24 protein-coding genes are annotated in these 26,578 nt (G+C 45.6%); 10 read left to right on the plus strand and 14 right to left on the minus strand.

Going from position 1 to position 26,578, the window contains the following annotated elements; genetic code table 11:
* The 4 genes from rimO to phaC form a co-directional block, all read right to left on the minus strand.
* Window positions 1-1,383 (minus strand): 30S ribosomal protein S12 methylthiotransferase RimO, encoded by a 1,383-nt coding sequence (gene rimO / locus Undi14_RS13155; RefSeq protein ID WP_200180741.1) that lies wholly within the window; start codon window positions 1,381-1,383, stop codon window positions 1-3.
* Between the two features lie 133 nt (window positions 1,384-1,516).
* The gene (gene phaR, locus Undi14_RS13160; protein WP_186885522.1) at window positions 1,517-2,074 is read right to left on the minus strand and encodes a polyhydroxyalkanoate synthesis repressor PhaR; all 558 of its coding nucleotides are present in this window, start codon (window positions 2,072-2,074) and stop codon (window positions 1,517-1,519) included.
* A gap of 296 nt (window positions 2,075-2,370) precedes the next feature.
* A complete protein-coding gene (locus Undi14_RS13165) occupies window positions 2,371-3,111 on the minus strand; it encodes a 3-ketoacyl-ACP reductase (RefSeq protein ID WP_186885523.1) in 741 nt (246 codons plus the stop codon).
* A 49-nt stretch (window positions 3,112-3,160) separates the two neighbouring features.
* The gene (gene phaC, locus Undi14_RS13170; protein ID WP_200180742.1) at window positions 3,161-4,879 is read right to left on the minus strand and encodes a class I poly(R)-hydroxyalkanoic acid synthase; all 1,719 of its coding nucleotides are present in this window, start codon (window positions 4,877-4,879) and stop codon (window positions 3,161-3,163) included.
* Between phaC and Undi14_RS18540 the strand changes: the two genes are divergently transcribed.
* The gene (locus tag Undi14_RS18540) at window positions 4,859-5,206 is read left to right on the plus strand and encodes a hypothetical protein (RefSeq protein ID WP_370587101.1); all 348 of its coding nucleotides are present in this window, start codon (window positions 4,859-4,861) and stop codon (window positions 5,204-5,206) included. The genes phaC and Undi14_RS18540 overlap by 21 nt on opposite strands.
* Window positions 5,207-5,217: 11 nt before the next feature.
* Here Undi14_RS18540 and pgeF read toward each other — a convergent pair whose 3' ends face one another.
* The gene (pgeF, locus tag Undi14_RS13180) at window positions 5,218-6,018 is read right to left on the minus strand and encodes a peptidoglycan editing factor PgeF (RefSeq protein ID WP_370589953.1); all 801 of its coding nucleotides are present in this window, start codon (window positions 6,016-6,018) and stop codon (window positions 5,218-5,220) included.
* Complete coding sequence (locus tag Undi14_RS13185; protein WP_200180743.1) at window positions 6,015-7,055, minus strand: RluA family pseudouridine synthase; 1,041 nt, start codon at window positions 7,053-7,055, stop codon at window positions 6,015-6,017. The genes pgeF and Undi14_RS13185 overlap by 4 nt, the downstream gene beginning before the upstream one ends.
* Before the next feature lie 43 nt (window positions 7,056-7,098).
* Between Undi14_RS13185 and Undi14_RS13190 the strand changes: the two genes are divergently transcribed.
* Window positions 7,099-7,905: an outer membrane protein assembly factor BamD gene (locus Undi14_RS13190; RefSeq protein ID WP_186885527.1), complete on the plus strand. Its 807-nt coding sequence runs from the start codon at window positions 7,099-7,101 to the stop codon at window positions 7,903-7,905.
* Between the two features lie 55 nt (window positions 7,906-7,960).
* Here Undi14_RS13190 and yaaA read toward each other — a convergent pair whose 3' ends face one another.
* Window positions 7,961-8,740 carry a peroxide stress protein YaaA gene (gene yaaA, locus Undi14_RS13195; protein WP_200180744.1) on the minus strand — a complete coding sequence of 260 codons (780 nt, stop codon included), beginning with the start codon at window positions 8,738-8,740 and terminating at the stop codon, window positions 7,961-7,963.
* Between the two features lie 23 nt (window positions 8,741-8,763).
* Here yaaA and Undi14_RS13200 point away from each other — a divergent pair, with 23 nt between their 5' ends.
* The 8 genes from Undi14_RS13200 to Undi14_RS13235 all read left to right on the plus strand — a co-directional run bounded on the left by Undi14_RS13200 (window position 8,764) and on the right by Undi14_RS13235 (window position 15,884).
* On the plus strand, window positions 8,764-9,246 hold the full coding sequence (locus tag Undi14_RS13200) for a putative toxin-antitoxin system toxin component, PIN family (protein WP_200180745.1): 483 nt from the start codon (window positions 8,764-8,766) through the stop codon (window positions 9,244-9,246).
* A 244-nt stretch (window positions 9,247-9,490) separates the two neighbouring features.
* On the plus strand, window positions 9,491-10,252 hold the full coding sequence (locus tag Undi14_RS13205; protein ID WP_186897240.1) for a protein phosphatase CheZ: 762 nt from the start codon (window positions 9,491-9,493) through the stop codon (window positions 10,250-10,252).
* Window positions 10,252-12,087, plus strand: a complete 1,836-nt coding sequence (locus Undi14_RS13210; RefSeq protein ID WP_200180746.1) for a chemotaxis protein CheA — start codon at window positions 10,252-10,254, stop codon at window positions 12,085-12,087. The genes Undi14_RS13205 and Undi14_RS13210 overlap by 1 nt, the downstream gene beginning before the upstream one ends.
* A 161-nt stretch (window positions 12,088-12,248) precedes the next feature.
* On the plus strand, window positions 12,249-13,745 hold the full coding sequence (locus tag Undi14_RS13215; RefSeq protein WP_200180747.1) for a protein adenylyltransferase SelO: 1,497 nt from the start codon (window positions 12,249-12,251) through the stop codon (window positions 13,743-13,745).
* A 13-nt stretch (window positions 13,746-13,758) separates the two neighbouring features.
* The gene (gene msrB, locus Undi14_RS13220; protein ID WP_200180749.1) at window positions 13,759-14,157 is read left to right on the plus strand and encodes a peptide-methionine (R)-S-oxide reductase MsrB; all 399 of its coding nucleotides are present in this window, start codon (window positions 13,759-13,761) and stop codon (window positions 14,155-14,157) included.
* Window positions 14,158-14,163: 6 nt separating this feature from the next.
* Window positions 14,164-14,787 (plus strand): septation protein A, encoded by a 624-nt coding sequence (locus Undi14_RS13225; RefSeq protein ID WP_200180751.1) that lies wholly within the window; start codon window positions 14,164-14,166, stop codon window positions 14,785-14,787.
* A complete protein-coding gene (locus tag Undi14_RS13230; RefSeq protein ID WP_186885535.1) occupies window positions 14,784-15,056 on the plus strand; it encodes a BolA family transcriptional regulator in 273 nt (90 codons plus the stop codon). The genes Undi14_RS13225 and Undi14_RS13230 overlap by 4 nt, the downstream gene beginning before the upstream one ends.
* Before the next feature lie 54 nt (window positions 15,057-15,110).
* Window positions 15,111-15,884 carry a peptidylprolyl isomerase gene (locus Undi14_RS13235; protein WP_200180753.1) on the plus strand — a complete coding sequence of 258 codons (774 nt, stop codon included), beginning with the start codon at window positions 15,111-15,113 and terminating at the stop codon, window positions 15,882-15,884.
* A gap of 135 nt (window positions 15,885-16,019) precedes the next feature.
* On the opposite strand, the gene purL is transcribed toward Undi14_RS13235, so the two are convergent.
* The 7 genes from purL to Undi14_RS13270 all read right to left on the minus strand — a co-directional run bounded on the left by purL (window position 16,020) and on the right by Undi14_RS13270 (window position 26,538).
* The gene (gene purL / locus Undi14_RS13240) at window positions 16,020-20,018 is read right to left on the minus strand and encodes a phosphoribosylformylglycinamidine synthase (RefSeq protein ID WP_200180755.1); all 3,999 of its coding nucleotides are present in this window, start codon (window positions 20,016-20,018) and stop codon (window positions 16,020-16,022) included.
* Window positions 20,019-20,157: 139 nt separating this feature from the next.
* Window positions 20,158-21,825 (minus strand): glycosyltransferase family 39 protein, encoded by a 1,668-nt coding sequence (locus Undi14_RS13245; protein WP_200180757.1) that lies wholly within the window; start codon window positions 21,823-21,825, stop codon window positions 20,158-20,160.
* A gap of 73 nt (window positions 21,826-21,898) precedes the next feature.
* A complete protein-coding gene (locus tag Undi14_RS13250) occupies window positions 21,899-23,113 on the minus strand; it encodes an EAL and HDOD domain-containing protein (protein ID WP_186885539.1) in 1,215 nt (404 codons plus the stop codon).
* Window positions 23,114-23,409: 296 nt separating this feature from the next.
* Window positions 23,410-23,805, minus strand: coding sequence for a chemotaxis response regulator CheY (gene cheY / locus Undi14_RS13255; protein ID WP_186885540.1), 396 nt, complete (start codon window positions 23,803-23,805; stop codon window positions 23,410-23,412).
* Window positions 23,806-23,906: 101 nt separating this feature from the next.
* Complete coding sequence (locus Undi14_RS13260) at window positions 23,907-24,983, minus strand: chemotaxis response regulator protein-glutamate methylesterase (protein ID WP_186885541.1); 1,077 nt, start codon at window positions 24,981-24,983, stop codon at window positions 23,907-23,909.
* A gap of 50 nt (window positions 24,984-25,033) precedes the next feature.
* The gene (cheD, locus tag Undi14_RS13265) at window positions 25,034-25,642 is read right to left on the minus strand and encodes a chemoreceptor glutamine deamidase CheD (RefSeq protein WP_186885542.1); all 609 of its coding nucleotides are present in this window, start codon (window positions 25,640-25,642) and stop codon (window positions 25,034-25,036) included.
* Entirely contained in the window at window positions 25,639-26,538 is a 900-nt protein-coding gene (locus Undi14_RS13270; RefSeq protein ID WP_200180760.1) for a CheR family methyltransferase, read from the minus strand. The genes cheD and Undi14_RS13270 overlap by 4 nt, the downstream gene beginning before the upstream one ends.
* Window positions 26,539-26,578 lie beyond the last annotated feature (40 nt).

Below are 26,578 nucleotides of genomic sequence, written 5' to 3' on the forward strand. Positions count from 1 at the left end.
TCAAACTGCCTCACCCCACAAGTCATGCGCATCCGCCGCGGTAATGGTGACGTTAACGAATTCCCCCACCTTCAGCTTGCGGTGCGGCTCAAATGGCGGCTTGACGTAAACAACACCGTCAATTTCCGGCGCATCCGCAGACGAGCGGCCGACGCCACCACTACGATCAAGAGAATCTATCAATACGCGTACGGTTTTACCAATTTTCGCCTGCAAACGTTTTTTGGAAATGTCTTCCTGCAACTCCATCACACGACGGCGACGATCTTCGCGAACATCGTCTGGTAATTGATTGGCTAATTCGTTCGCTGTTGCACCTTCCACCGGTGAATACGCAAAACAACCAAGTCGGTCGATTTCTGCTTCTTTCAAAAAATCCAGAAGGTATTCAAATTCTTCTTCCGTCTCACCGGGAAAACCAGCGATAAAGGTTGAGCGTATCGTGATTTCCGGACACATCTCACGCCAGGCCTTGATACGTTCTATATTTTTTTCGCCACTGGCTGGGCGCTTCATCCGTTTCAGCACATCGGGGTGTGCGTGTTGCAGTGGCACATCCAGATAAGGCAAAACATGGCCATTGTTCATGAATGGGATAATCTGATCCACGTGCGGATAAGGATAGACGTAATGCAGACGTACCCATGCATCGTATTGCTTCGCGAGTTCACCGAGCGCCTCGACCAGTTGCGTCATGTGCGTTTTAACTGGTTTGCCGTTCCAGAAGCCGGTACGGAACTTCACGTCCACACCATAAGCACTGGTATCCTGCGAAATGACCAATAACTCTTTCACACCAGCTTTGAACAGGTTTTCTGCTTCCAGCATCACATCCGCGATTGGACGCGACACCAGATCGCCACGCATTGAAGGAATAATGCAGAAACTGCAGCGATGATTACAACCTTCAGAAATCTTGAGATAAGCAAAATGCTTAGGGGTCAGCTTCACTCCCTGCGCCGGCACCAGATCAATGAATGGCTCGTGCGGCTTAGGTAAATGCTTATGGACTGCAGTCATTACCTCACTCAAGGCGTGCGGCCCGGTCACTTCCAGAACTTTGGGATGAATAGACTGAATCATGTCGTTGCCGTCCGCGTCCTTCTTCGCACCTAGGCAACCAGTAACAATCACCTTACCGTTTTCAGCCAAAGCTTCACCGATGGCATCAAGAGACTCCTGAACCGCCGCATCAATAAATCCGCAGGTATTGACGATGACCAGATCGGCTCCATCATAAGATTTCGCGGTTTCATATCCTTCAGCACGAAGCTGGGTCAGGATTTGTTCAGAGTCAACCAGTGCCTTCGGGCAACCGAGGGAGACAAATCCAACTTTAGGAGAATTGGTGACTTCGGGACGACGTATTTCAGTAATGGACATAACGATGCGTAGATAACAAAAAGGGTACAAAAGCGAATCCGCCATTGTACCCTTTACCACCTTTTCTTGCCCAGCTTAGCATGAAAATTCCTGAAAAATCAGAGGCTTAAGCTGTCTCAATTAAAATGCCTGCTTACTTTTTATTCACATCTTCCGGGTTAAACGGAAAAACATTGAATATATTTTTAGCCTGATTTTGCATCTGCTCCTGCATTTGTACGAACAGATTTTTACTTTGATCGATGTAATTACCCATCATGCCTTGCATCATCGGCCCCTGGACATTCATGAATTGCGTCCACATTTCAGGGCTGAACGGCTTACCTTCGTAGATTCCTTTGGAATTTTCTGCCAGTTTATTCTGAATATCAATGAATGCCTGCACGTTTTTCTCAAGATAATTACCCATCATTCCCTGCATGGCATGACCGTAGTAACGAATGATCTGGGATAACACAACGCTGGAAAACATAGGTGAGCCACCGGCCTCTTCTTCGAGAATAATCTGCAGCAAAATACTACGCGTCAGATCTTCACCCGTTTTAGCATCAACCACGGCGAAATCGTCGTTTTCAAGCACAAACTGCTTTACATCTACCAAGGTAATGTAACTACTCGTTTGCGTATCGTAGAGACGGCGATTCGGATATTTTTTAATCAGATGCTGTGTTGATTTTTTTGCGCTATTCATTGAAATCTCAATTGATAACTTACACATCCGGCTTCATCGCGAAATCAAGTTTCGACTATATAAAACCAAGACTCACTCAAACAAACGCATGCACTCTTATACCATTGAGTACAGCAATTTGATTGTCCCCTTTTTTATCGCTATTTTTAACGTTGTTTTTTAAATTGGCAAAAAAATATGCCCACCAAAATCCTTGCTTTGGTGAGCATATTCTACCGCATTGCAGTAAAAAAACAGTAGCAAACTTGTTTAAATTGACATCGAACAACAAACAACAGTGACCACTGGCGTCACTCTTATCCCATATGCAAACCACCATTAATCGAGAAGTCAGACCCCGTTGCATATCCACCTTCATCCGATGCGATCCAGGCGACAATAGAAGCGATTTCTTCCGGTTCCGCCAGACGTTTTACCGGGATGCCGGAAACGATTTTTTCAAGCACATCAGGTCGAATCGCCTTCACCATATCCGTACCGACATAACCTGGAGAGACAGTATTGACCGTCACACCTTTGGTGGCAACTTCCTGCGCCAGCGCCATCGTAAATCCATGAATACCAGCTTTCGCGGTGGAATAATTAGTCTGACCAAATTGCCCCTTCTGTCCATTAACTGAAGAGATATTAATAATCCGACCCCAGCCACGATCAACCATGCCTTCAATAACTTGCTTGGTGACGTTGAACAACGAGTTCAAGTTGGTATCCATCACGGCATCCCAATCAGCCTTGCTCATTTTCCGGAACTGACCATCACGGGTAATACCGGCGTTATTCACCAACACATCAATTTCACCAACTTCTGCCTTAACTTTATCAAAAGCAGCTTTGGTTGATTCCCAATCTGAAACGTTCCCCTCTGAAGCATGAATGTCCAGGCCTTCGGCACGCATATCGGCGAGCCATTTATCCTTGCGAGGAGAGTTCGGGCCACAACCTGCGATGACGGTATAGCCTTCTTTGCACAAACGTCTGCAAATTGGAGTCCCGATTCCACCCATACCACCTGTTACGTACGCAACACGTTTCGCCATACTTTTTCTCCTGTTTTAAATTTAAACTGCAGAAATATCCACCATTACACTAATTTGCTCTGACTTTGACGTAGCGTCCGGGAGCTGCTTCGATTTCCGTATATTCTGCATTTCCCGGTTTTACAGGTGCCTTTACCATTTTCCCGCCATGTTTTGCCAGAAACTCTGACCATACCGGCCACCAGCTACCTTGATTTTCAACTGCGCCGGAAAACCAGGCATCAGCGCTCTCAGTTGCAACTGGATTAAACCAATAGCTGCGTTTTTTCTTTGCCGGAGGATTGATGACGCCGGCAATATGACCAGAAGCGCCAAGCACAAACATATTTTGCTCTTTGTGCTCTGGATTTAATATATTCAGCGATGCAAAAGCGGCCTTCCAGGGAACGATGTGATCCTCACGGGAACCGTACACAAATACAGGCGCATCAATCGCTCCGAGAGAAACCTGATTACCTGCAACGGTCAACTCACTGGTTTGTCGTAATTTATTTTCCAGATAAGTATTTCTCAGATACCAGCAAAACATAGGCCCCGGTAAATTAGTACTATCGGCATTCCAATACAAAAGATCGAACGGCGGCGGCGCCTCCCCTTTCAGATAATTCGACTGCACATAGCTCCAAACCAGATCATTCGCACGTAAGCTTGAAAAAGTGCTGGCCAGATCACGACCCGGCATAATGCCTTTCCGCCCGATACTTTGCTCGCGCAACGCAACCTGTACCTCGTCCACAAACACGTCCAGCACACCTGTGTCTGAAAAGTCCAGCAAGGTCGTCAACAATGTGAGGCTGCTTGCGGGATGAACTCCACGTGCCGCCAACACCGCCAAAGCCGTAGAAATAATCGTGCCGCCGACGCAAAAACCAAAGGCGTTCACCTTTTCCTGCTTACTGATGGCGCGTACGACCTCAAAAGCTTTGATTGCACCATCTTCGATGTAGTCATCCCATGTCACTTCAGACATAGACTCATCGGGGTTGGCCCACGAAACCAGAAATACCGTGTGCCCTTGCTCGACGGCATAGCGTACCAGCGAGTTCTCTGGTTGCAGATCAAGAATGTAATATTTATTAATACAAGGCGGAATCATCAGCAATGGGCGCTGATGAACTGTTTTCGTCAGAGGGGTATATTGAATCAACTGAAATAAATGGTTTTCAAAAACCACTTTACCTGCCGTTGTTGCTACGTTTTTACCCACTTCAAACGCAGACTCGTCCGTCTGCGATATGCGCCCCTTTTGCATATCAGCGAGCATCTGACTGATCCCTCGGGCCAGACTTTCCCCTTTGCTTTCGATGAGCTTTGACTGCGCCTCGGGGTTTGTAACCAGGAAATTGGCTGGAGACATCGCATCAATCATTTGCTGCACCGCAAAACTGATTTTTTGTTTGATTTTTTGCGGCGCTTCAACTGCCTCAGCAATTGCCATCAGAAACCGTGCATTCAACAAATAGCTGGCAGCACTGTAAGAGTGCATCGCATGATTATGCCAGTCCGTTGCGGAAAAACGCTTATCGTTCAATTCCGGCAATTTCGACAAAGCGAAATCCTGCCACAAACGCCCGAACTCCTGCATGTATTCATTCTGCAAGCGTGCCAGCGCCGCCGGATCTATCTTCGCACCGATATCTTTTAACACATCTGATACCGGCATTTCCGCCATAGTCCTTACTGGCTGAACCCAGTCCTGCCAAAGTGCCTGACTTCCCAACTGTGACATCCATTCGGAGTACATAGCTTGAGGATCGAAAGTCTTCATGCGAGTCTCCTGATTTTCGCGTATCGTTTCAAGTTAATTATTGAACGTCCTGCTATCCTGATATTTGATTTTCCTCTGCCGGACAGACTGATTTTAGAAAGAAATTGTATGTACATTGTCGCAATTGCCTGGATCTATGTTGTTTTGCTGATGGCAATGACTGAACCTTCATTTATCGCAGGATGCATGACTTTTATCATGTACTGTGTTTTTCCTTTGTCTATTGTTTTATACCTGATGCGCGCCCCTCAACGCAAGCATAAGCGAGCAGAAAATCAAGCTGCACCGCAACAATCCGGCTCTGACAAAGCCCATTCAGAAACATAAACCGAAGACACTTATTTAGCTACGGCGTCAAGCCAAATCAGACTGATCATGCGCCCGGTCACACCATCGCGCCGATACGAATAAAAGTTTTCTTTATCGGTAAAGGTACAAAAGCTGCCGCCAAAAATATCATTGACGCCTTCACACAATAAAATTTCTCTCGCCAACTGATAGATGTCAGCAAAATACTTTTCCGTCTCAGCCGAAGACGTTTTTTTGCTGAAGCAGTGTACAAAATTTTTACCCGTAGATGCAAAAACATCAACTACATCTTGACCAACCTCAAATGCGTCCGGACCTATTGCTGCCCCCATCCACGCAAAAATCCGGTCAGCTCCCCGAGCACGCATTTCGGCCACCGTACTCTGCAATATCCCATTCGCTAACCCACGCCAACCCGCATGGGCGGCAGCAACAACTTTTCCGCTTTCATCACAAAACAAAACTGGCAGACAATCGGCGGTCAGAATTGCGCACACTTTCCCGCTGACCGAACTGACGACGGCATCAGCCTCCATTCCAGACTCAAGGACGTCAACATCCACGACAATATTACCGTGAACTTGTGATGGTAATATGACATCGGATGGCAGACATGCATTTATTTTTGCGCGATTCTCAAGAACTGCCGCAGGATAGTCCTGAACATGCAACCCGAGATTCATTCCATGCACTCCGCAAACGTTCCCATATACTCCGGAACTTACACCACCGCTGCGTAACGTTGAAAATGCCTTCACTGAGGAATGAATGCCGCACCAATCGGGCTGGATTACCGGAAACGGCAAGGTATCTCGCGGCATACGACTCATGGCAAGGAAATTCCAGCCTCATTCAGCAACTGAAGAAAATCATCAGCGACGGCCACTTCCCACTCCACATGTTCACCCGTCTGCGGATGAATTAATCCCAGCTTCCTCGCTTGCAAGGCTTGTCGTGGAAAAAAACGTGCGAGATGCTGCTTGCCATACAAAGGATCCCCAACCAAAGGAAGCCCTAGAGAATGCATGTGAACGCGAATCTGGTGGGTGCGACCAGTTTCTAACTGACATGCCACTAAGCTGACAGGAAATTTCTCTAACATCCCCGTCGCGATACGCTGAAAATGCGTGACGGCAGGCTTGGCAGTAATACTGCGGGAAACAGCCATCTTGATACGGTCACGCGGATGTCTTGCCATTGGCGCATCAACGGTACCGGAAACGTTAGGCGTTCCCCATACCAGCGCATAGTATTCCCGCTTCACGCTGCGATCTTGCAACTGACGCACCAAATCCGTGTGCGCTATCAAGGTTTTGGCAACAACCATTAATCCCGAGGTGTCTTTATCCAACCGGTGGACAATGCCAGCGCGCGGAACACCTAACAGCGCTGGCCACCGAAACAGCAAGCCATTTAACAAGGTTCCCGACCAATTGCCGGCGGCGGGATGCACGACCAGTCCGGCCGGTTTGTTCACAACAATAACGGCATCATCTTCATAAACGATATCCAGAGGAATGTCTTCTGGCGCAAAAGCACCTTCATCGGGAGCTGCCTGTGGCTCAATAATAATTTTTTCATCGCCAAGCATCGTCATCTTGGTCCGTCCGGGCTTCCCATCAACCGTAACGAAGCCATCCTCTATCCATTGCTGAATACGGCTGCGGGAATATTCCGGAACCAATTTTGATATGGTCTTATCCAACCGTTCGCCGCATGCAGCGGAGGTCAGTTTTAATTCTATATTTTCTGCTGCTGAAGAGAAGTCTTCGTCCACTTCTTCATCGTCAACTGCTAAGTCTAAATCGACGTCAACATCAGAATCTGACAAAATCACTGTTGTAGTTGGTTTCACATTTTTTGTCATCGGCTATAATCCGTAAATTGTTTTCATGCTCACGCACAAATCTATGCACATTAAATCTTTGAAATTGCTGGTTCTGGCTATGGCCGCGTCGTTGACTTTAAGCGGCTGCGGGGCTTTTGGTGACAAGGGCGACGAGACCAGAACGTGGTCCGCATCAAAATTATACGCTGAAGCAAAAGACGAAATGTCGAATGGCGGATATGAAAAAGCAATTCAGTACTTCGAAAAGCTGGAATCCCGCTTTCCCTTTGGTACCTACGCCCAGCAAGCACAGATGGATACCGCTTATGCTTACTATAAACAAGGTGATCAGGTGCAGGCACTGGCTGCAGTAGAACGTTTCATTAAATTACATCCGAATCACAGTCATGTCGATTACATGTATTACCTGCGTGGTCTGATTAATTTTAACGATCAGTTAGGCTTACTCAATTTCCTGGCAAATCAAGATATTACAGAGCGCGATCCGAAAGCATCACGCGATGCTTTCGATGCGTTCAAGCAACTGGCAACTCAGTTTCCGGATAGTCAGTACACTCCGGATGCAATCTCACGCATGAAATACTTGGTCAATGCGCTGGCGCAATACGATGTTCACGTTGCACGTTACTACGTCCGCCGTGGTGCGTACCTCGCTGCCGCCAACCGCGCGCAAGCTGCAATTACCGAATACCCTGATGCGCCGGCAATTGAAGAAGCGATGTTTTTACTGGTGAAATCTTACGACGCAATGGGAATGACAGAATTACGAGACGACGCGAATCGCGTATTTCTGAAAAATTTTCCTAACAGCGCTTACCTGACAGGTACCGCGAAAAACAAATCCGCATGGTGGAAGTTCTGGTCCTGAAGTAGAAAAAATTCAAATAGCAAAGCCGGTCAATGACCGGCTTTTTTGTCTACGCTTAAATCTCCTCTGTTCGTCGCCTGAAAACCCAACGTCCATGCTCAGAAGCCCCCTCGTCGTATAAATAACCGTCAACGTTAAAGTTTTTTAATAATTCAGGATCTGCAATCGCATTTTCAGCGCAATAACGTGCCATCAATCCGCGCGCGCGCTTGGCATAAAACGAAATAATTTTGTACCGACCATTTTTCCAGTCCTGGAAAACCGGATTAATAATGTCCGCATCCAATGAGGCTGGCTTAACAACCTTAAAATACTCTTCCGACGCCAGATTAATTAATACTTTTTCGTTAAAAGAGCGCAATTGCCCGTTCAACACATCAGTTACTTTTTGTCCCCAAAATTGATACAGATTCTTGCCGCGTGGAGTCATTAAAGAAGTCCCCATCTCCAGCCTGTAGGCCTGCAATTGATCCATAGGTCTAAGCACGCCATACAGACCGGATAAAATCCGGACATGTTTCTGCAGATAAGTTAAATGGTGCGCTTGCAGACTAGCCGCATTCAACCCTTCGTAAACATCCCCATTAAATGCAAAAATGGCTTGTCTGCTCCGATTAGAGTCTGGCGTTTTCGTCCATAGCCGAAAACGATCAACATTTAAACGAGCTAACGCCGGTGAAATTTCCATCAGCTTAATTAAATCAAGCTCAGATAGGCCTCGCGAAATAGATACCAATTCTTCCGCCTCATCCAAAAGCTCAGGTACCGTAGAAATATTTGTAGAAATCGGGATTTGAAAATCAAGACTTTTGGCTGGAGATAATACAATGAGCATAAAAATTAACGAGATTAAACATAATGACCGCAATCATACCCAAGCACATCGTCATTGACACAAATGTCTGTCTGGATTTATTCGTTTTCAATGATCCGCGCTGGCTAGACATTCTTCATGGATTAAAGAATGGACAGTTAAAAGCCATTACCCGCACCGATTGTAGAGAAGAATGGCTGGCAGTTCTGAAGTATCCACACCTGCCGGTGACTCAGGATAAGCTGCCAAATATTTGCCAACAATTCGATCTTCTCATCGAGTGCGCCTCACCGCCATTAAAAGCGGATATACGATTACCGGTTTGTAGCGACAAAGATGATCAGAAATTTCTTGAGATCGCCAGAGACAGCTCCGCAATCACACTGATCACAAAAGACAAAGCATTACTTAAGTTGGCAAGAAAAATTCGCAAAGCCGGGCTCTTTTCTGTAGAAACACCTGAGCAATTTTTAATTGCATGGACTCAGGAAAACAGCAAAACCAACGACAATCAAGTAAAACAATGATAAATTTTATTCCCATAGATCATTCTGCGATAAAGTACTGCTACTATGTTGTGGAGACTTGAAATGTAATTTACGGGCAGAAATAAAAAGATTACTGAAAATAAAATTGCACGATGAATTAAATAGATAGATAACGCACTATTGAGTACAAAAAAACGCTCATTTTTGCCTAAAATTAACAATAACCCATGATATTTGTGGAAAAATTGCACAAAAGTCACAGCGATTATGGAGAGTGAAGAATATGACCGATTCAGCAGATGATCTTGATGCATTGTTTGAAGAGATGGCAAGTCAACGCCAGGAAACAGAAACGTCACCCTCCGCAGGAACGGACTCTGCTTCAGCAACGACAAACAACGTAATGCAGGTTGGTGAACAACCACCGAAACTGAATCCGCGCAACACAGACATTGAGTCTACAAAGCCTATTTTTGATCGTTTAGGCAACGTTGTCCGCATGTTGCATGATTCAATGCGACAGTTAGGCTATGATCGCTCCCTCTCTGATGTCGCGATTCAGGTTGCAGATGCGCAGGATAGGCTGGAGTATGTTGCAACATTGACAGAACAAGCGGCAAATAAAGTACTCAATGCGACTGACCTCGGAATGCCTGAGCAGGATGAACTCGCCAAAAAAGCGAAGAGCATGGACGTGCGTTGGACCGATTTATTTGAAGGCAAACTCAGCGTAGAAGAATTCAAGTCATTGGCATCAGACTCCAAAACTTTTGCCAATGCAGTTCTGACAGCGACGGATGCGGAAAAAGCTCGTCTTCTCGATATCATGATGGCGCAAGATTTTCAGGATCTGACTGGTCAGTTAATCAAGAAAGTCGTTGCAATCAATAAAGCGGTCGAGCACGAATTGGCTCAGATACTTCTTGATAATGCGCCGACAGAGTTGAAAGAGAAAGCAGTCGAATTAATGGAGGGGCCATCCGTACCGAACGCCGCACTGGAACAGGATGACGTAGATAATCTTCTTGATAGCCTGGGTTTCTGATGGATGATATGCTCAAAGAATTTGTCGTTGAGGCACTCGATCTCGCGACAAACGTAGAAGAACACCTGTTGTCTCTCGAACGTAATCCGGGCGACATGAATACACTGAATGCCGTCTTCCGATCGTTCCATACGATCAAAGGTGGCGCGGGTTTTATGAATCTGTCTGCAATGGTTTCTGCATGTCATTTAACAGAAAACCTGTTTGATGCATTGAGAACCGGCCAAGTCGCGGTCACACCTGAAGCGATCGAGGCAGCATTGGAAGCCAGCGGTTTTGTTGCCGATCAACTTACCGCACTGAACAACGGCGTCCCTCCTGAACAACTTTCAACGATGCCGAAAGCTCTGGAAGCGATGCTGACAGATGCCATTGAGAGCAAGGGGGTCAGTAAAAAAGCCGCGGCACCAGCAACACCTCAAGTAGCGGCAACTGCGCCTGAATCGGTTGCGGTTAGTACATCGACGCCATCAGCCAACAATACTGATGGCGTCGATTGGGAAGCATATTACAGAGCAGTAACTCCGGTCGGCACGTTACCTGAACCAGTAGCGACTGCCGTAACGGCTCCCAAAGCGCCTTCTGCAAAAGAAGAACACGAAGCAGTTAAATCGTCTTTGTCCAGCACAGACGTCAAGCATACAGCCCCAGCCAAAGAAGAAAGCATACGGATAGATGCTGTGAAGCTGAACGTCCTGCTTGAGGTAGCAGGCGAATCTGTACAAGCTGCAAACCAGGCTGCGGTTTTACTGGAAAAATTATCGCAATTCAAGTTTGATGGTCAGGCTGCACCTCTGATGGCAGCACTGACAGAGACACTGACCCGCGCATCTCGTTACTCAACTGAACTGCAACGCGCAACGTTAGCCACCCGCATGCAACCTGTCGGGCGCCTGTTTCAGAAATTCCCTCGCCTAGTCCGCGAACTGGCAAGAGACTTGGGCAAAGAGGTGGATTTAAATATTGAGGGAGCAGAAACAGAAGTTGACCGTGTTGTTGTTGATAGTCTGTACGATCCATTGGTGCACATGCTGCGCAATGCGCTGGATCATGGCATTGAAACTGCAGAAGAACGTTTGGCAAGCAATAAAACAGCAAGATCAACCATTTCACTGAAAGCGTGGCAAGAAGCCAGCAGCGTCATGATTGAAGTGTCTGATGACGGCAAAGGCATGGACGCGCAACGACTCCGCGATAAAGCCATCTCGAAAGGTCTGATCAACGCACACGATGCGCGAACTGATGATGAAGCTTTCCAACTCGTGTTTTTACCTGGCTTCTCCACCAAAGAAGTCGCCTCCAGCGTTTCGGGTCGTGGCGTAGGTATGGACGTTGTAAAAACAGCCGTAGAACGTCATCGCGGTGCAATCCGCATTTCATCAGAATTAGGCAAAGGTACGACGTTTTTAATCCGCTTACCAATTGAGCTTTCTATTGTCCCAACGATGCTAGTGCGTACCGATGGCGCATCCTTGGCACTTCCTATGGCAACAGTGCAACGTGTTGTGGAATTGCCTGAGACATTTGAAAGTGTCGGCGGTCAACCTGTGCTTCGCGATCTGGGGCGCCCATTACCTGTTAAATCTCTGGGCAAAGTGCTCGGTTACATGCCATCGTCAGAACGGGTTGGCATTGTGATCGCTGCGCCAAATCCTTATATTTTATCGGTAGATTCGGTAGATGGAACCGCAGATCTGGTGATCAAACCACTCACCTGCATCAGCACCCCCGGCATTACTGGCACTGCTCGCTCGGCTGAAGGCGAACTCGTTCTGGTTACCAGCTTGTCTTTCCTTATTGACGGCTGCAAAGTTCGCGAGATGATGACGGCGTAGTTTTTCTCACAGTGCATCAAGTACAAAAGGGCTTCACTCCGATTGGATTGAAGCCCTTATATTTTCTGCTTGCCCGCTCCCCCTTTCTTACAGCAATACGAAAAAACAGACTTTCGCGTACTCTGTCAGAATAACGGCATTCATATTCATTATTCCGTGCAATGCCAACATCATCATTAGTAAAGCAAGTGAGCGATCTGGATGATTTTTTACAACCCAGCGCCTTTTCACGTCTGCCAGCCAGTTTCTATACGCACTTGCAGCCTACTCCGCTACCACAACCATACGCCATCGCCGTCAGTACACCAGTTGCGGCACAATTCAATCTGGATCCGGCATTGCTGCTCACACCAAGATACGTTGAGGCTTTCACTGGAAATTGTAATATTCCTGGAGCGAATCCACTGGCCAGCATTTACTCAGGTCATCAATTTGGCGCATGGGCAGGGCAACTAGGTGATGGTCGGGCGATTCTTTTAGGTGATGCCATAGATAAACATCAACAACGCTTTGAAGTTCAACTGAAGGGCGCAGGCCCAACCCCCTATTCCCGCTCCGGCGATGGACGAGCAGTACTGAGATCGTCGATCCGTGAACTCTTGTGTTCCGAAGCAATGCAGGCACTGGGAATACCGACATCCAGAGCGTTGGCGATCACTGGGTCTGATCAGGGCGTGATGCGAGAAACGGTAGAAACCAGCGCGGTTGTTACGCGACTCGCTCCTAGCTTTATCCGTTTTGGATCATTTGAGCATTGGTACTACAACAACCGTCCTGACGAATTAAAAATTCTGGCGGATTTTGTGATCAGGCATCACTATCCTGAAGCACTGGAACAGCCTAATCCCTATCAGGCATTCCTCAGTACAGTAACGCAAAAAACAGCTGAACTGATCGCCTGCTGGCAGTCAGTCGGATTCATGCATGGCGTCATGAATACAGACAACATGTCTATCCTGGGCTTAACTCTGGACTATGGTCCGTTTGGATTTATGGAAAAGTATGATGAAAGGCACATTTGTAATCATACTGATCAACAGGGCCGATACTCCTACCGTATGCAGCCCACAATTGGACACTGGAATACACATGCGCTTGGCCAGGCATTACTGCCCCTGATAGGCAGTGTAGAAGATACCCAACTGGCACTGGACTGTTACTCGTTTTCTTTTACAAATAAATGGGAAGCACTGCTACGTAAAAAACTCGGATTATTGACCATTCAAAACGACGATAAGGAACTGACTGAACAGCTATTTAATATCATGCAGGAAAACCATGCTGATTTCACACACACCTTCAGATACCTGAGTCACCTCGAAAATCACGCCAACTCAAAAGACGACGATTTCGTCAGCTTATTCAGCAATACTCAAGCTGCGGTTGATTGGCTGGAACTTTACCGGGCACGGCTGGTCTCTGAAGTCAGTAAAGCCGAAGAAAGACAAAGCCGTATGCAAGCAAGCAATCCCAAATATGTGCTGCGAAACTATCTTGCGCAAATTGCGATTAAAAAAGCGCAAAATAAGGATTTCAGTGAAGTCCAAAAGCTGCTGACAATTCTCGAACACCCTTTTGATGAACAGCCAGAGCATCATCTATACGCAGACGAGCCACCGACTTGGGCACAACATCTCGAAATCAGTTGTTCGTCGTAAAACGAAAGAAAATATGAATAAAATACATAAGACCGATGCTGAATGGCGCGCTCAGCTTGATCCTGTCGAATATCAAGTTACGCGCCATGCAGCAACGGAAAGAGCGTTTACCGGAAAATACTGGGATCACCACGATATCGGCATCTATACTTGCGTCTGCTGCAATACACCACTGTTTGCATCCGATACAAAATTTGATTCTGGCTGCGGATGGCCAAGTTATTTTCGTGCACTGAATCCGGCAAATGTACTGGAAAAACTGGACACGTCTCACGGCATGACTCGCACCGAAATTGTGTGTAATATCTGCGACGCTCACCTTGGGCACGTCTTTACTGATGGCCCACCGCCAACAGGACTACGTTATTGCATTAATTCTGCCTCCTTGAAATTTGAACCTTTGCCTGAGTAACTTTTAATGAAATTTTTATTTGATATTTTCCCCGTCATTCTGTTTTTTGTGACGTTCAAATGGGGAGAAAACCACCCTACTGCTGCACAGGCGTATGTAACTGAATTTCTTTCCGGACTTGTGTCCGGTGGCGGCAGCACCGAGGAAGTTGCGCCAATTCTACTTGCCACGGCTGTGACACTGGTTGCATCTGTATGCCAGATCGCCTATCTGCTTATACGCAGAAAGAAGGTCGATGCAATGCTTTGGATTTCATTCATCGTCATCATGGTATTCGGCAGCGCAACTATTTATTTCCATAGCGAAGCATTTATTAAATGGAAACCAACTGTTCTTTACTGGTGTTATGCCGTCGCGTTTATGCTGGCACAGTTTGGCTTTAAGAAAAATCTGATCCGTACTGCAATGGAATCGCAAGTAAAACTCCCGGAACAAATCTGGTCTCGCCTCAGTCTTGCGTGGATCTGCTTTTTTTTAGTAATGGGGATCGCAAATTTGCTGGTAGCCTACAATTTCACGACGTCAGCCTGGGCGAATTTCAAGCTGATATCCATGATAGGGATCATGCCTGCATTCGTTATTATTCAAAGCTTATTTTTAACAAAATACATGGAAGAAACTGAGTCATGACCCGTTTTGAAAAATTACACATACGTCTGACAGAAAATTTGCACCCTGTACTGTGTGAACTTCAGGATGACTCCCATGCACATGCAGGACATGCAGGTGCCGCATCAGGAGGAAGTCATTACAGTTTGAAAATAATTTGTCCTCAATTTGAAGGCTTAAATCGCATTTCCCGCCATCGTCTGGTGTATGATGCCATTGGCGATATGATGCACACGGAAATTCACGCACTGGCAATCAGTGCACTTGCTCCGTCAGAGATACCGACCTAACCTAAGCAGTTTACTTATAATCCGTTTTTTATTTTGTTATTTTAGGAACAGACAATGACTTTTAAACCTGCTCATTTGCTGGTAGTACTTCTTGCAACAGCCCTGCCTGCAATGGCTCAAAATCTCGCTGTAGTCAATGGCAAAGCAATTCCTTCTTCTCGCGTAGATGCCATGGTCAAACAACTGGCATCGCAAGGTCAGCAAGACAGCCCACAGTTGCGCGCAATGGTGAAGCAAGAGCTGATTAATCGTGAAGTATTAATGCAGGAAGCTGAAAAATCTGGCCTCGCGTCGAATGCAGAAGTAAAAAATCAATTGGAAATCGCCCGTCAATCTTTGCTGATTCGTGCGCTGATGATTGATTATGTAAAGAAAAATCCTGTTTCCGATGCCGAAGTTCAGGCTGAATACGACAAAGCAAAAGCACAAGCTGGCGACAAGGAATATCACGCCTATCATATTCTGGTAGAAAAAGAAGATGATGCAAAAGCGATTATTTTGAAATTGAAAGCTGGCGCTAAATTTGAAGAATTAGCTAAACAATCTAAAGATACAGGATCCGCATCAAAAGGCGGCGATCTTGACTGGGCAACACCAGCAACATTTGTTCCTGCATTCTCTCAAGCAATGACTGCTTTGCAAAAGGGTCAGTTTACCGAAACACCGGTTAAAACTGAATTTGGCTTTCACATCATCAAATTAGATGATGTACGCACAGCAAAATTCCCGACACTGGAAGAAGTAAAACCACAGATCGTTGATGGACTGCAGCAACAAAAAGTGCAGGCTTATCAACAAGCGTTGGTGAAAAAAGCAAAAGTTCAGTAATTGTAATCAGGTTCAGTTCAAAAAAGAGGCGTATTAAACGCCTCTTTTTTATTTGCGATGCGGTCAAATAAAATCAGCAAAATCACAAAAATAAGAAAGGGGGCAAAAGCCCCCTTTCTTCAATTCAACCGTAGATCAACCCACCCACTTTCTTGCATTTCGGAACATGCGCATCCACGGAGAGTCATCATTCCAGTCATCCGGATGCCATGAATGAATCGCTGTGCGGAACACACGTTCGGCGTGCGGCATCATCACAGTAAAGCGTCCGTCCAGATTCGTTACAGAAGTAATTCCCTGTGGTGAACCGTTCGGATTGTATGGATAACTTTCAGTAACATCTCCGCTGTTGTTAACGAATCGCATTGCCACTTGTGCCTTAGCAATATCACCGGTCGTAGAAAAATCAGCAAAACCTTCGCCGTGGGCTACCGCGATTGGAGTTTGCGTCCCCGCCATGCCACTGAAAAAGACAGAAGCAGAATCCAACACTTCAACCATCGAAAAACGTGCTTCGAATTGTTCAGATTTGTTCTTGGTAAATTTCGGCCACGCTTCCGCCCCCGGAATAATCGATTTCAGATTACTCATCATCTGACAACCATTACAAATACCCAAACCAAATGTGTCAGTTCTGTGGAAAAACTCAGAGAATTGCTGAGACAACATCGCATTAAACAAGATCGTTTTTGCCCACCCCTCACCCGCCCCCAATACGTCTCCATAAGAGAAGCCACCGACAGCGATCAAGCCTTTAAAATGACTCAGATTCGCACGACCAGCAATCAAATCGCTCATATGTACATCGACAGATTCAAATCCCGCCTTATGCATAACATACGCAGTTTCGACGTGAGAGTTCACCCCCTGTTCGCGCAAGATTGCCACCTTAGGACGAACACCGGTAGCGATAAACGGAGCAGCAACATCATCATTGATATCAAAACTTAACTTGGGCTGCATCCCTGGGTCTTGCACATCACTGATACGAGCGTATTCGGCATCGGCACAAGCCGGATTATCACGCAGGCGTGCAATCTGCCAGCTGGTTTTGCTCCATGTTTGGTGAAGCTCTGATCTGAGTTTTTTGAATATCTGTTTTACGTCACGGTAAAACTCGATAGAGTCACTGGCATTTGGTTTGCCAATAATGTGGCTGCAGGCGCCAAGATTGTTTGAACGTAAAACATCCATGACTTCAGAGCGTTGTTCGGTGCGCACCTGAATCACAGCGCCCAATTCTTCATTGAACAACGCCCGTAATGTCAGATCATTTCTTCTTTCCGCCACTTGCCCAGCCCAATTTTTGGCATCGCCCTGATCAGCAGCATGCTCGGTTTCCATCGTCAGGATATCGAGATTAATCGCCAGCCCTGCGCGACCAGCAAACGCCATCTCACACAAAGTCACAAACAAACCACCGTCAGAACGGTCATGGTAAGCCAGCAGTTTATCTTCACTGTTCAATTGTTGAATAGCAGCGAAGAAGGCTTTGAGATCGGCCGCGCTGTCAACATCTGGCACCTCATTGCCAATTACTTGCATCACTTGTGCAAAAGCCGAAGCACCGAGGCGATTTCGTCCACGACCAAGATCAATCAGAATCAGGCTTGTATCACCTTTATCCAGGCGTATTTGCGGTGTCAGTGTCTTACGCACATCATAGACAGGTGAGAAACCCGATATGATCAATGACACTGGCGACGTGACAGACTTATTGCCGCCACTATCTTTCCACGTCGTACGCATTGACAGCGAATCTTTACCGACTGGAATACTGATGCCAAGTGCCGGGCATAAATCCATGCCGACAGCTTTCACTGTATCAAACAAGGCAGCATCCTGACCTGGCTGACCGCAAGCCGCCATCCAGTTTGCAGATAATTTGATATCTGAGATATCTTTGATCGGTGCCGCAGCAATATTCGTAATCGCCTCACCAACGGCCATACGACCGGAAGCAGGCGCATTAATGACCGCGAGCGGAGTGCGCTCACCCATGGCCATTGCCTCACCCAGAACGCCCTCAAAACTCATTGTTGTCACGGCACAATCAGCCACAGGTACCTGCCATGGTCCAACCATCTGATCACGTACGGTCGTTGCACCAACTGTTCTGTCGCCGATCGTAATCAGAAACGATTTATCAGCAACTGTAGGTAAACTTAAAACGCGCTCCGCCGCATCATCAAGACTGATGCCTGTCAGATCCAAGGGCTTATATGATGCCTGCAGGCGCTCAACGTTTCTGTGCATCTTAGGGGGTTTGCCCAGCAATACATTCATCGGCATATCGACAGGTGTATTGCTATGTTCTGGATCGATCACTTTCAGTTGACGCTCTTCTGTCGCAGTACCGACTACGGCAAACGGACAACGTTCGCGCTCACAAAAGCCACGGAAAAGTTCCAGACTCTCAGGAGCAATTGCGAGTACATAACGTTCTTGTGATTCGTTACTCCAGATTTCTTTTGGCGCCATACCGCTTTCTTCCAGATGCACTTTGCGCAAATCAAATATGGCCCCACGCTTTGCGTCATTCGTTATTTCAGGAAACGCGTTCGACAAACCACCGGCGCCAACATCATGGATAGATAAAATCGGATTCGCGTCAGCCATTTGCCAGCAAGAATTGATCACCTCCTGCGCGCGCCGCTCCATTTCAGGATTGCCGCGCTGAACCGAATCGAAATCAAGATCAGCAGTATTTGTTCCCGTCGCCATAGAAGAAGCGGCACTGCCGCCCATCCCGATACGCATACCTGGTCCACCAAGTTGTATCAACAAGCTGCCTACCGGCAAATCATTTTTCTTGGTATGTTGGGCGGAAATACTTCCGATACCGCCAGCGATCATGATGGGTTTATGGTAGCCATACACTGTACCGCCAACATTTTGTTCATAAGTACGGAAATAGCCCCCTAAATTAGGGCGGCCAAACTCATTGTTAAATGCGGCTCCCCCCAAGGGTCCATCAATCATGATTTGCAATGGCGAAGCGATGCGGTCAGGTTTTCCGTACGTAGATTCTGTTTCTGCACCGCCATCACAATCCGTAGCGTTTTCCCAAGGCTGATTCATTCCCGGGAGTGACAGATTAGAAACGGTAAATCCCGTCAATCCTGCTTTAGGTTTTGCCCCTCTGCCGGTCGCACCTTCATCACGAATTTCGCCGCCTGCACCGGTAGATGCGCCTGGAAATGGTGAAATTGCGGTCGGATGGTTATGCGTCTCCACCTTCATCAAAATATGGGTTAATTCTTCCGACAACTCATAAGTACCCGTTTTACTGTCGCGAGGATAAAAACGCTGGACCTTTGCACCTTCGATAATTGAGGAATTATCACTATAAGCAACGATGGTTCCCTGTGGATGCAGCTCGTGGGTGTTTTTAATCATCTGAAACAAAGACTTATCTTGCTCAACACCGTCAATAGTCCAGTCTGCATTAAATATTTTATGCCGACAATGCTCGCTGTTTGCCTGTGCAAACATCATTAATTCAACATCAGTCGGATTACGTTTGACGGAATTAAAAGCATCTACCAGATAATCGATTTCATCATCGGATAAGGCAAGGCCTAACTCGGTATTGGCATTCAGCAAGGCATTTTTACCACCGCTCAGAATATCAACAGATTCCAAAGGTTTTGCTTGCAACTCGGAAAACAGTGCACAGGCATCGCCAAGATTCGTCAATACCATTTCAGTCATACGATCATGCAATAAAGCAGAGATGGCTTCTCGGGATGACGGCTTCACTTCTTTGGTTCCACCAAAAAAGCCTGTTTTCATTTGTACAAAGTAACTGATACCACGCTCGATACGATGCACCTGATGCATACCACAATTGTGCGCAATATCAGTTGCTTTACTTGCCCACGGAGAAATCGTGCCGATACGCGGAATAACAATAAAAGATTCACCGTCCTGAGATCCATTGAAACGGTCGCCGTAAACTAATAAAGCTTCAAGACGTTCAATATCGTTCTTTTGCAATTCAACGCTGACATCAACAAAATGTTGGTATCTTGCAGTGACGCCGATAATATTTGCATCGACTTCCTGCAAACGATTCAGAAGATTGGATGTACGGAAAGCAGACAGGGCATTGGAGCCTGGCAATATCAACATGGCTAGAGGAGTAGTTGAGGCAATAGCAGGAGACAGTTTCTCTCTAACTATCGCAGGTTGGATGAGAAAAACGTGATTATACCTTGATGCCCTTACAGGCTCCAGAAGGCATCGGTTTTAAATTCAGTAAATATCTGAATTAATTGGTAAAAATCAGAGTATTACCAGATTCTCTGGTCAGTTTAAATTCAGAAAAATACTTCTTTTGTCTGAAATCAGGTAAATCTTCTTTCAGAACCATCAATGCAATCTTTTGCTTATCAAGCAGAATCTGAAACTGCATATCGCTTAGCACGATATTATTTTTGTGAAGCTTGTTACCCCAAAATAAATCACTGCTTCGACTATCAACGATTCGAACCGGGGCTTTCAAATAAAATGGCAATGAAGATTGATGCTCAAAAACACGGTACAAGATAACCTCAGACCGAGGAAAATCCGTCCTCAACCATGCAACAACTTCTTTTGTGGAAATATAATTTTGCCTCACATCGATCACTTGCAACATGGCAGGCAAACTCATCATCGGAATCAAAACGTATAACAAAACACCCAGTTTACGTATACGGTATGAGAAAAATGTCACAAGAATTGATGTGATCAACAAAATTTCAGCAAAATACCGGGTAAAAATTCCCTTAATAAACAGGCCATTCAGGGCTTCGTTTTTCCCATTTAAAAACCACAAGGTCAGTGCAAAAAATAAAATTGACAACAGTACACCCGGAATTACGAGCCCCCATTGGCCACCAAACTTCGTATCTTCCAACATCAAAGCCAGCTGTATAGCCACAAATGGCATCACAATCACGAGATAATAATTTGCCTTCGCACTGGACACAGAAAAAAATACCATAGGTATCAGCCAGGCAATACACAAGAACAAATGCATATCCCGCTGACGTGCAATATTCGTTCGGGCAAATGCTAAGACCGGAAGGAAAAATGACCATGGGAATAGAAACAGCAACGCCCGTGGAAGGTAATACCACCAGGCACCTGCATAGTAATCATGCGGTTCCCTCTTCCCCAGGAATCTTAAGATGTGTTCGTTAATGAAATAAAACCACGGAAAAATAGGTTCAACCAGCATTGCTGCGATATGCCACGGAGTCGCAATGAGGAAAAAAACCAACAACCCCTTCCAGTGCAAACATTCATATAAACGAGACAGGAAGTTTTTCAACGTTGACGAGCTTAACGCAAGGTAAGTGCCCATAACCGCGAAAAATAAAATCAACGCAACAAATCCCTTCGCCAGCAAAGCAAGCGCCAGCATAGCCATACATACGTAGAGTAATTTACGTTGTTTTCTTACGCAGAACAGATATCCCGACATGACTGCCGCCGTCAACAATACCGTCAGCAACATATCAAACATCAGGATACGGGACATCGCAGTAACGCCAAGACTGCTGATAAACACAATAGCCGCCAACCTGCCAGCGTACTCACGTCCGATCGTTTTTGTGAACCACAAAATCAGCCCTACGCATCCAATGCCAGATAACACTGGAACCAACCTGGCGACCCACTCAGACTCACCAAATACCGCAAAAAGAACTGCAGTCAACCAATACAACAGAGGAGGTTTCTCCATGTATGGCAGCCCGTTCAGATGAGGAATAATCCACTGGTGCCAATCACCGGAACGTAACATTTCACGGGGGATTTCTGCGTACAATCCTTCGTTGTTATCCAGAATCGGATAGCTGCCCAACTTGAAGCTCACAAAATAACAAACAATACCCCATACCAACCAAAGAGGTATTTCTGGAAATTGAATGTTATGCTCGCGCTTCATCATTAATTTTGTATCAGATCAATAAATAAAAAAAACGGCAAGCATGAAGGCTTGCCGTTTTTGCCAATCAGTATCGTTATGCAGCTGTCGCTACATTTTTCGCCCACACTAAAGCAGCCAAATGAGCTGTATTTACGTCCTCGGCGGAAATCTTTAACGACTCAGCCAAAGAACCAACCAGCATACTATTCAACTCACATGCCTCTGCCAAGGCTAGGTAAGGACCAAAAACCCCTTCCCTCGAAATCAATGCCTCGGTAACAACTTCGGGTAACTGTATAGTCGAGAGTACATCTTCCATCGGCAAACCAAGTAAGCGATCAAGCAAGGAAAACATCCCTGCAACAAAAAGATTTTCCGCTTCAGACTTCGGCATTTTCATTTGACCGAGCAACTCAGCAAAGCGCCCGCGTACAATTGCAGTTTCCAGCAGAACCGGAGAATATCCGCTGGTACTTGCGGTTGCAAGCAAAACAGTTAACCATCTGTATAGCGGACTGTAGCCTAACATTTGTACCGCATGCTTCAACGACTGAATTTCTGTGCGCAGGCCAAAACCAGCAGAATTAATGTAACGCAATAACTTGTATGCCAGCGTAGCATCGCGTTTAACAACCAACTCCAGCTGCTGGACATCCGCATTCTTTCTGACCATTTCCATCAACTGCAATATCGTAGTCTGCGCTGGATTCAAGCTTTTTGGCGCGGAACTGGGTCTTGGAATCAAATGCAACTTCCCAACAAAACTATCCAAACCTAAAGCTGCACAAGCATCAAAATCCTGCCACGTAGATACATTACGCGCCACCATCTTGACCGACGATTGCTTCAAGGATGCATATACTTTTGCCTGAGACGCAAAGTTAGCCGCATTTAACTGCACCTCAATATGAGAGACAAATGCAAAAAATGAACGCTCCAGCGTTGTAACTTCAGCTCCACGAAGGCAAATGCCAAAGCCCAAAGCCCGCAGCTCCTTCACTGCCTCCAGGGTAGATTCATCTGCAAAATACTTTTTATGCAAAATCAAGACAGTATTTTTTGGTGGAAATGATTTGAGTCCATCAGCATGCAATAATTCAGGCAATGCTTCAAGAAACACCAAGCTGTCCGCAAGTAAAAAACCGTCATCATCATTCAGATGACCTGCAACAAATTCCAGTAAATAATCAAGATTTTGGCTGTCTAACTGAGCGTTGGAATCCGCTTGTTGCCATGAAAACTGAAAACCAATCACGCGTTGCTTAGGGTCAAGCAGCGGTTCTCTTAAGATGAAATTATCTTCAATCATATAGAATTTATTATTTATTTAACCACAAAGACAAAATCATCAGGAACAGAATTCATCCAACAGCGCATTTGATTTCACTGATAGGCAAGAGCATTTTTTGTCTTGAGGTTTTTGCAGATAATTTTAAAAAAATTCAGTCATTTTTTCAATTTCATCCGACTAAGGCAAGTATCTCATTTCAGAATATTCGGCAGGCACTCTGCCACAAAGTGCCTACAAAACCAAGACAACTGTCAGATAGAAAGTCTGATGATAAACCAACTCACTAACGCATCCGCATTTGGCAGCAGCTTAAATCAGGCGCTCTTACCCAATTTCTCAAAAATTTTCGAAAGCTTTTCATCCAAGGTTGCGGCAGTAAACGGCTTAACAACATAGCCATTCGCACCAGCTTGTGCAGCAGCAATAATGTTTTCTTTCTTCGCCTCTGCAGTAACCATCAGAACCGGAATTTTAGAAAGCGCAGGATCAGCACGAATATGTTGCAACATAGTGAGGCCATCCATATTAGGCATATTCCAGTCAGAAATAATAAAGTCGAAATCGCCGTTTTTCAACTTCGCAAGCCCCATCGCTCCGTCCTCAGCCTCGTCCACATTGGAGTAGCCTAACTCTTTAAGCAAATTTCTTACTATGCGACGCATAGTAGAAAAATCGTCCACAACTAAAAATTTCAGGTTTTGATCGGCCATGAATTACTCCATTATTTCTTTGAATACAATTACTAATATTATCGGTCAATTTAAGAATAAGAGGTGGGTTAAATTGCATTAAAGCATGTCTCCTCGCTCCATCAGACCCTAAGTGCACGGCTTCCATGTGTTGCCAAATAATGCAATACCTTTGTTGGCAATTCGTTTAAGGGCGCAACTTCATGTGTCGCACCGATTGCAATTGCTTCCCGAGGCATTCCAAATACTACACAAGTTGCTTCATCTTGCGCAAAATTATAAGCACCAGCGTTTTTCATTTCCAACATGCCGGCAGCACCATCTTTCCCCATGCCAGTCAATATAACACCAACAGCATTTTTACCGGCATAAGTAGCAGCAGAACGGAACAGGACATCAACGGATGGGCGATGCCTATTTACAGGCTCTCCGGTATCGAGTTGGGTTACATAATTAGCGCCACTACGGGCAAGGAGTAAATGTGAATGTCCCGGTGCAATATACGCATGCCCAGGCAAAACACGTTCTCCGCCCACAGCCTCAGATACAGAAATTTTACATAAACCGTCAAGTCGCTTTGCAAACGAGCGGGTAAAGCCTTCTGGCATATGCTGAGTAATTAAAATGCCTGGACAATCTGACGGCATTTGCACAAGAAAATTCTTTATCGCTTCAGTGCCTCCGGTGGAAGCACCGATAATAATCAGTTTTTCACTACTGGTTAAAGGATTACGCACCAATGGCAAAGCACCCGGCGTATCTTTAGTATGATCAACAGCAGAAAGCACTCTTGGTCGGATTTTTGCTTTTGACGCAATGCGGATTTTATCGGCGATTAACTCAGCATAATCAAGCATGCCACTCTGAATCGACATTTTAGGCTTTGAGACAAAATCAACAGCCCCTAACTCCAGAGCCTTCATCGTGATCTCTGACCCTCGCTCAGTCAGTGAGGACACCATAATGACCGGCATCGGCCTCAAACGCATCAGGCGCTCAAGAAAATCCAAACCATCCATCTTCGGCATTTCGACATCTAAAGTCAAAACATCCGGATTAGTCTGCTTAATCAGTTCTCTGGCAACCAGTGGATCAGGTGCGACACCAACAACTTCCATATCCGGTTGGCTACGAATAATTTCACTCATGACGCTACGAATGAGCGCCGAATCATCAACAATTAATACTTTTATTTTCATCTGGAAAAATTCCATATTCGCCTGAAGCTTACAAAAAATTCAGGTCAAAATTAAAACAAATCGACTTCCCCACCCACAGAGGTCGTTTTTAAGCGACTTGCATAATCCTGCTCACGTTTTCTCAGTGTGTCATTGTGTTCTACTTTTAATTTTTTGACGAGAACCTTACCCGTTTTTGGAAAAAAATATACTTTGCGAGGATAGATATCATTCAGATCCTCCGCAATCACACGCATGCGCTCAGCCTTTAAGTAATCCAGGACAAACTTTGCATTTCTCTCACCTACGTTGATAGCTGTAAAACCACGTAACACGTTTCCACCACCAAAAACTTTTGCTTCCATGTTTTCTCGCTTCGCACCTGCTTTCAGTAGCTCATTAATAAGCACCTCCATTGCATAGGTACCGTAACGCATAGAGGCAGAAACAGGATTATCTGCATCGCCACCGGTATCCGGGAGCATAAAGTGATTCATCCCCCCTACCCCAGTCACACGATCACGAATACAAGCAGAAACACAAGAGCCAAGAACCGTCACGATCAACATGTCTTTGTTCGTGAAATAAAACTCTCCTGGCAAAATTTTTGCAGCGTCACAATCAAACGTCCTGTCAAAATATACGTTTGTTGCAAAATGCTCTTCACTCAACTTACTCATAAGCTACCTTTGTGCAAATGATTTGTTGCAACTCGTCCATTGGCAGCATTACCAGAAGAAAGCTCGTACACGGTTTTCCCCTTCAACTTAAAATCATCCGACACGTATAAAAAATTCTCAGAATGTCCCGCGAACAATAATGCATCGTGCTTCATTAATGGAACGAATTTCCTGAGAATTTTGCCCTGAGTGGGCTTATCAAAATAGATCATCACGTTTCGACAAAAAATCGCGTCAAACTCCCCCGACAGCGGCCAACTATCAGCAAGCAAATTAAGCTGTTTGAAGGTAATCATATCGATTAGCTCTTGCCTTACTCTGACAAGTCCATCTTGGTTACCTTTTCCTTTAAGGAAAAATTTTTTCACCCGATCTGGAGATAATTTCTCTACCCTGTCGATGTTATAAACACCTTTCGACGCAGTATTCAAAACGTTAGTATCAATATCCGTAGCCACGATATGCGCTGGGGGACGCAAAGTACCAAAGGCCTCACAAAGAGTCATGGCAATCGAATAAGGCTCCTCTCCGGTAGAACTGGCGGAACACCAAATTTGAATTGGTTGCTTACGATTTTTTACAAAATCCGCAAGAATAGGGAAATGGTGTTCTTCCCGAAAAAAGGATGTCAAATTTGTAGTTAAGGCATTCGTAAAAGCCTCCCACTCCAAACTATCGTGCTCTCTCTCCAAACTGTTCAGATAATCCGAGAATGAATTTATTCCGGTCGCCCGTAAGCGCCTTGCGAGACGACTATAAACCATCTCTTGCTTGCTATCGGCGAGAGATATGCCTGCCCGCTTATATATCAGCTCTCTCACACGATCAAAGTCACGAGAGTTAAATTCAAACTCCTTTGAGTTTTCTGATCTTTCTTTTGCGCCAATATTTCTCATCAAAGACTTTCAAAACTAAACTCAGAACTTATTAAGCACC

The sequence above is a fragment of the Undibacterium sp. 14-3-2 genome, assembly GCF_016595265.1.
Classification (GTDB): domain Bacteria; phylum Pseudomonadota; class Gammaproteobacteria; order Burkholderiales; family Burkholderiaceae_D; genus Undibacterium; species Undibacterium aquatile.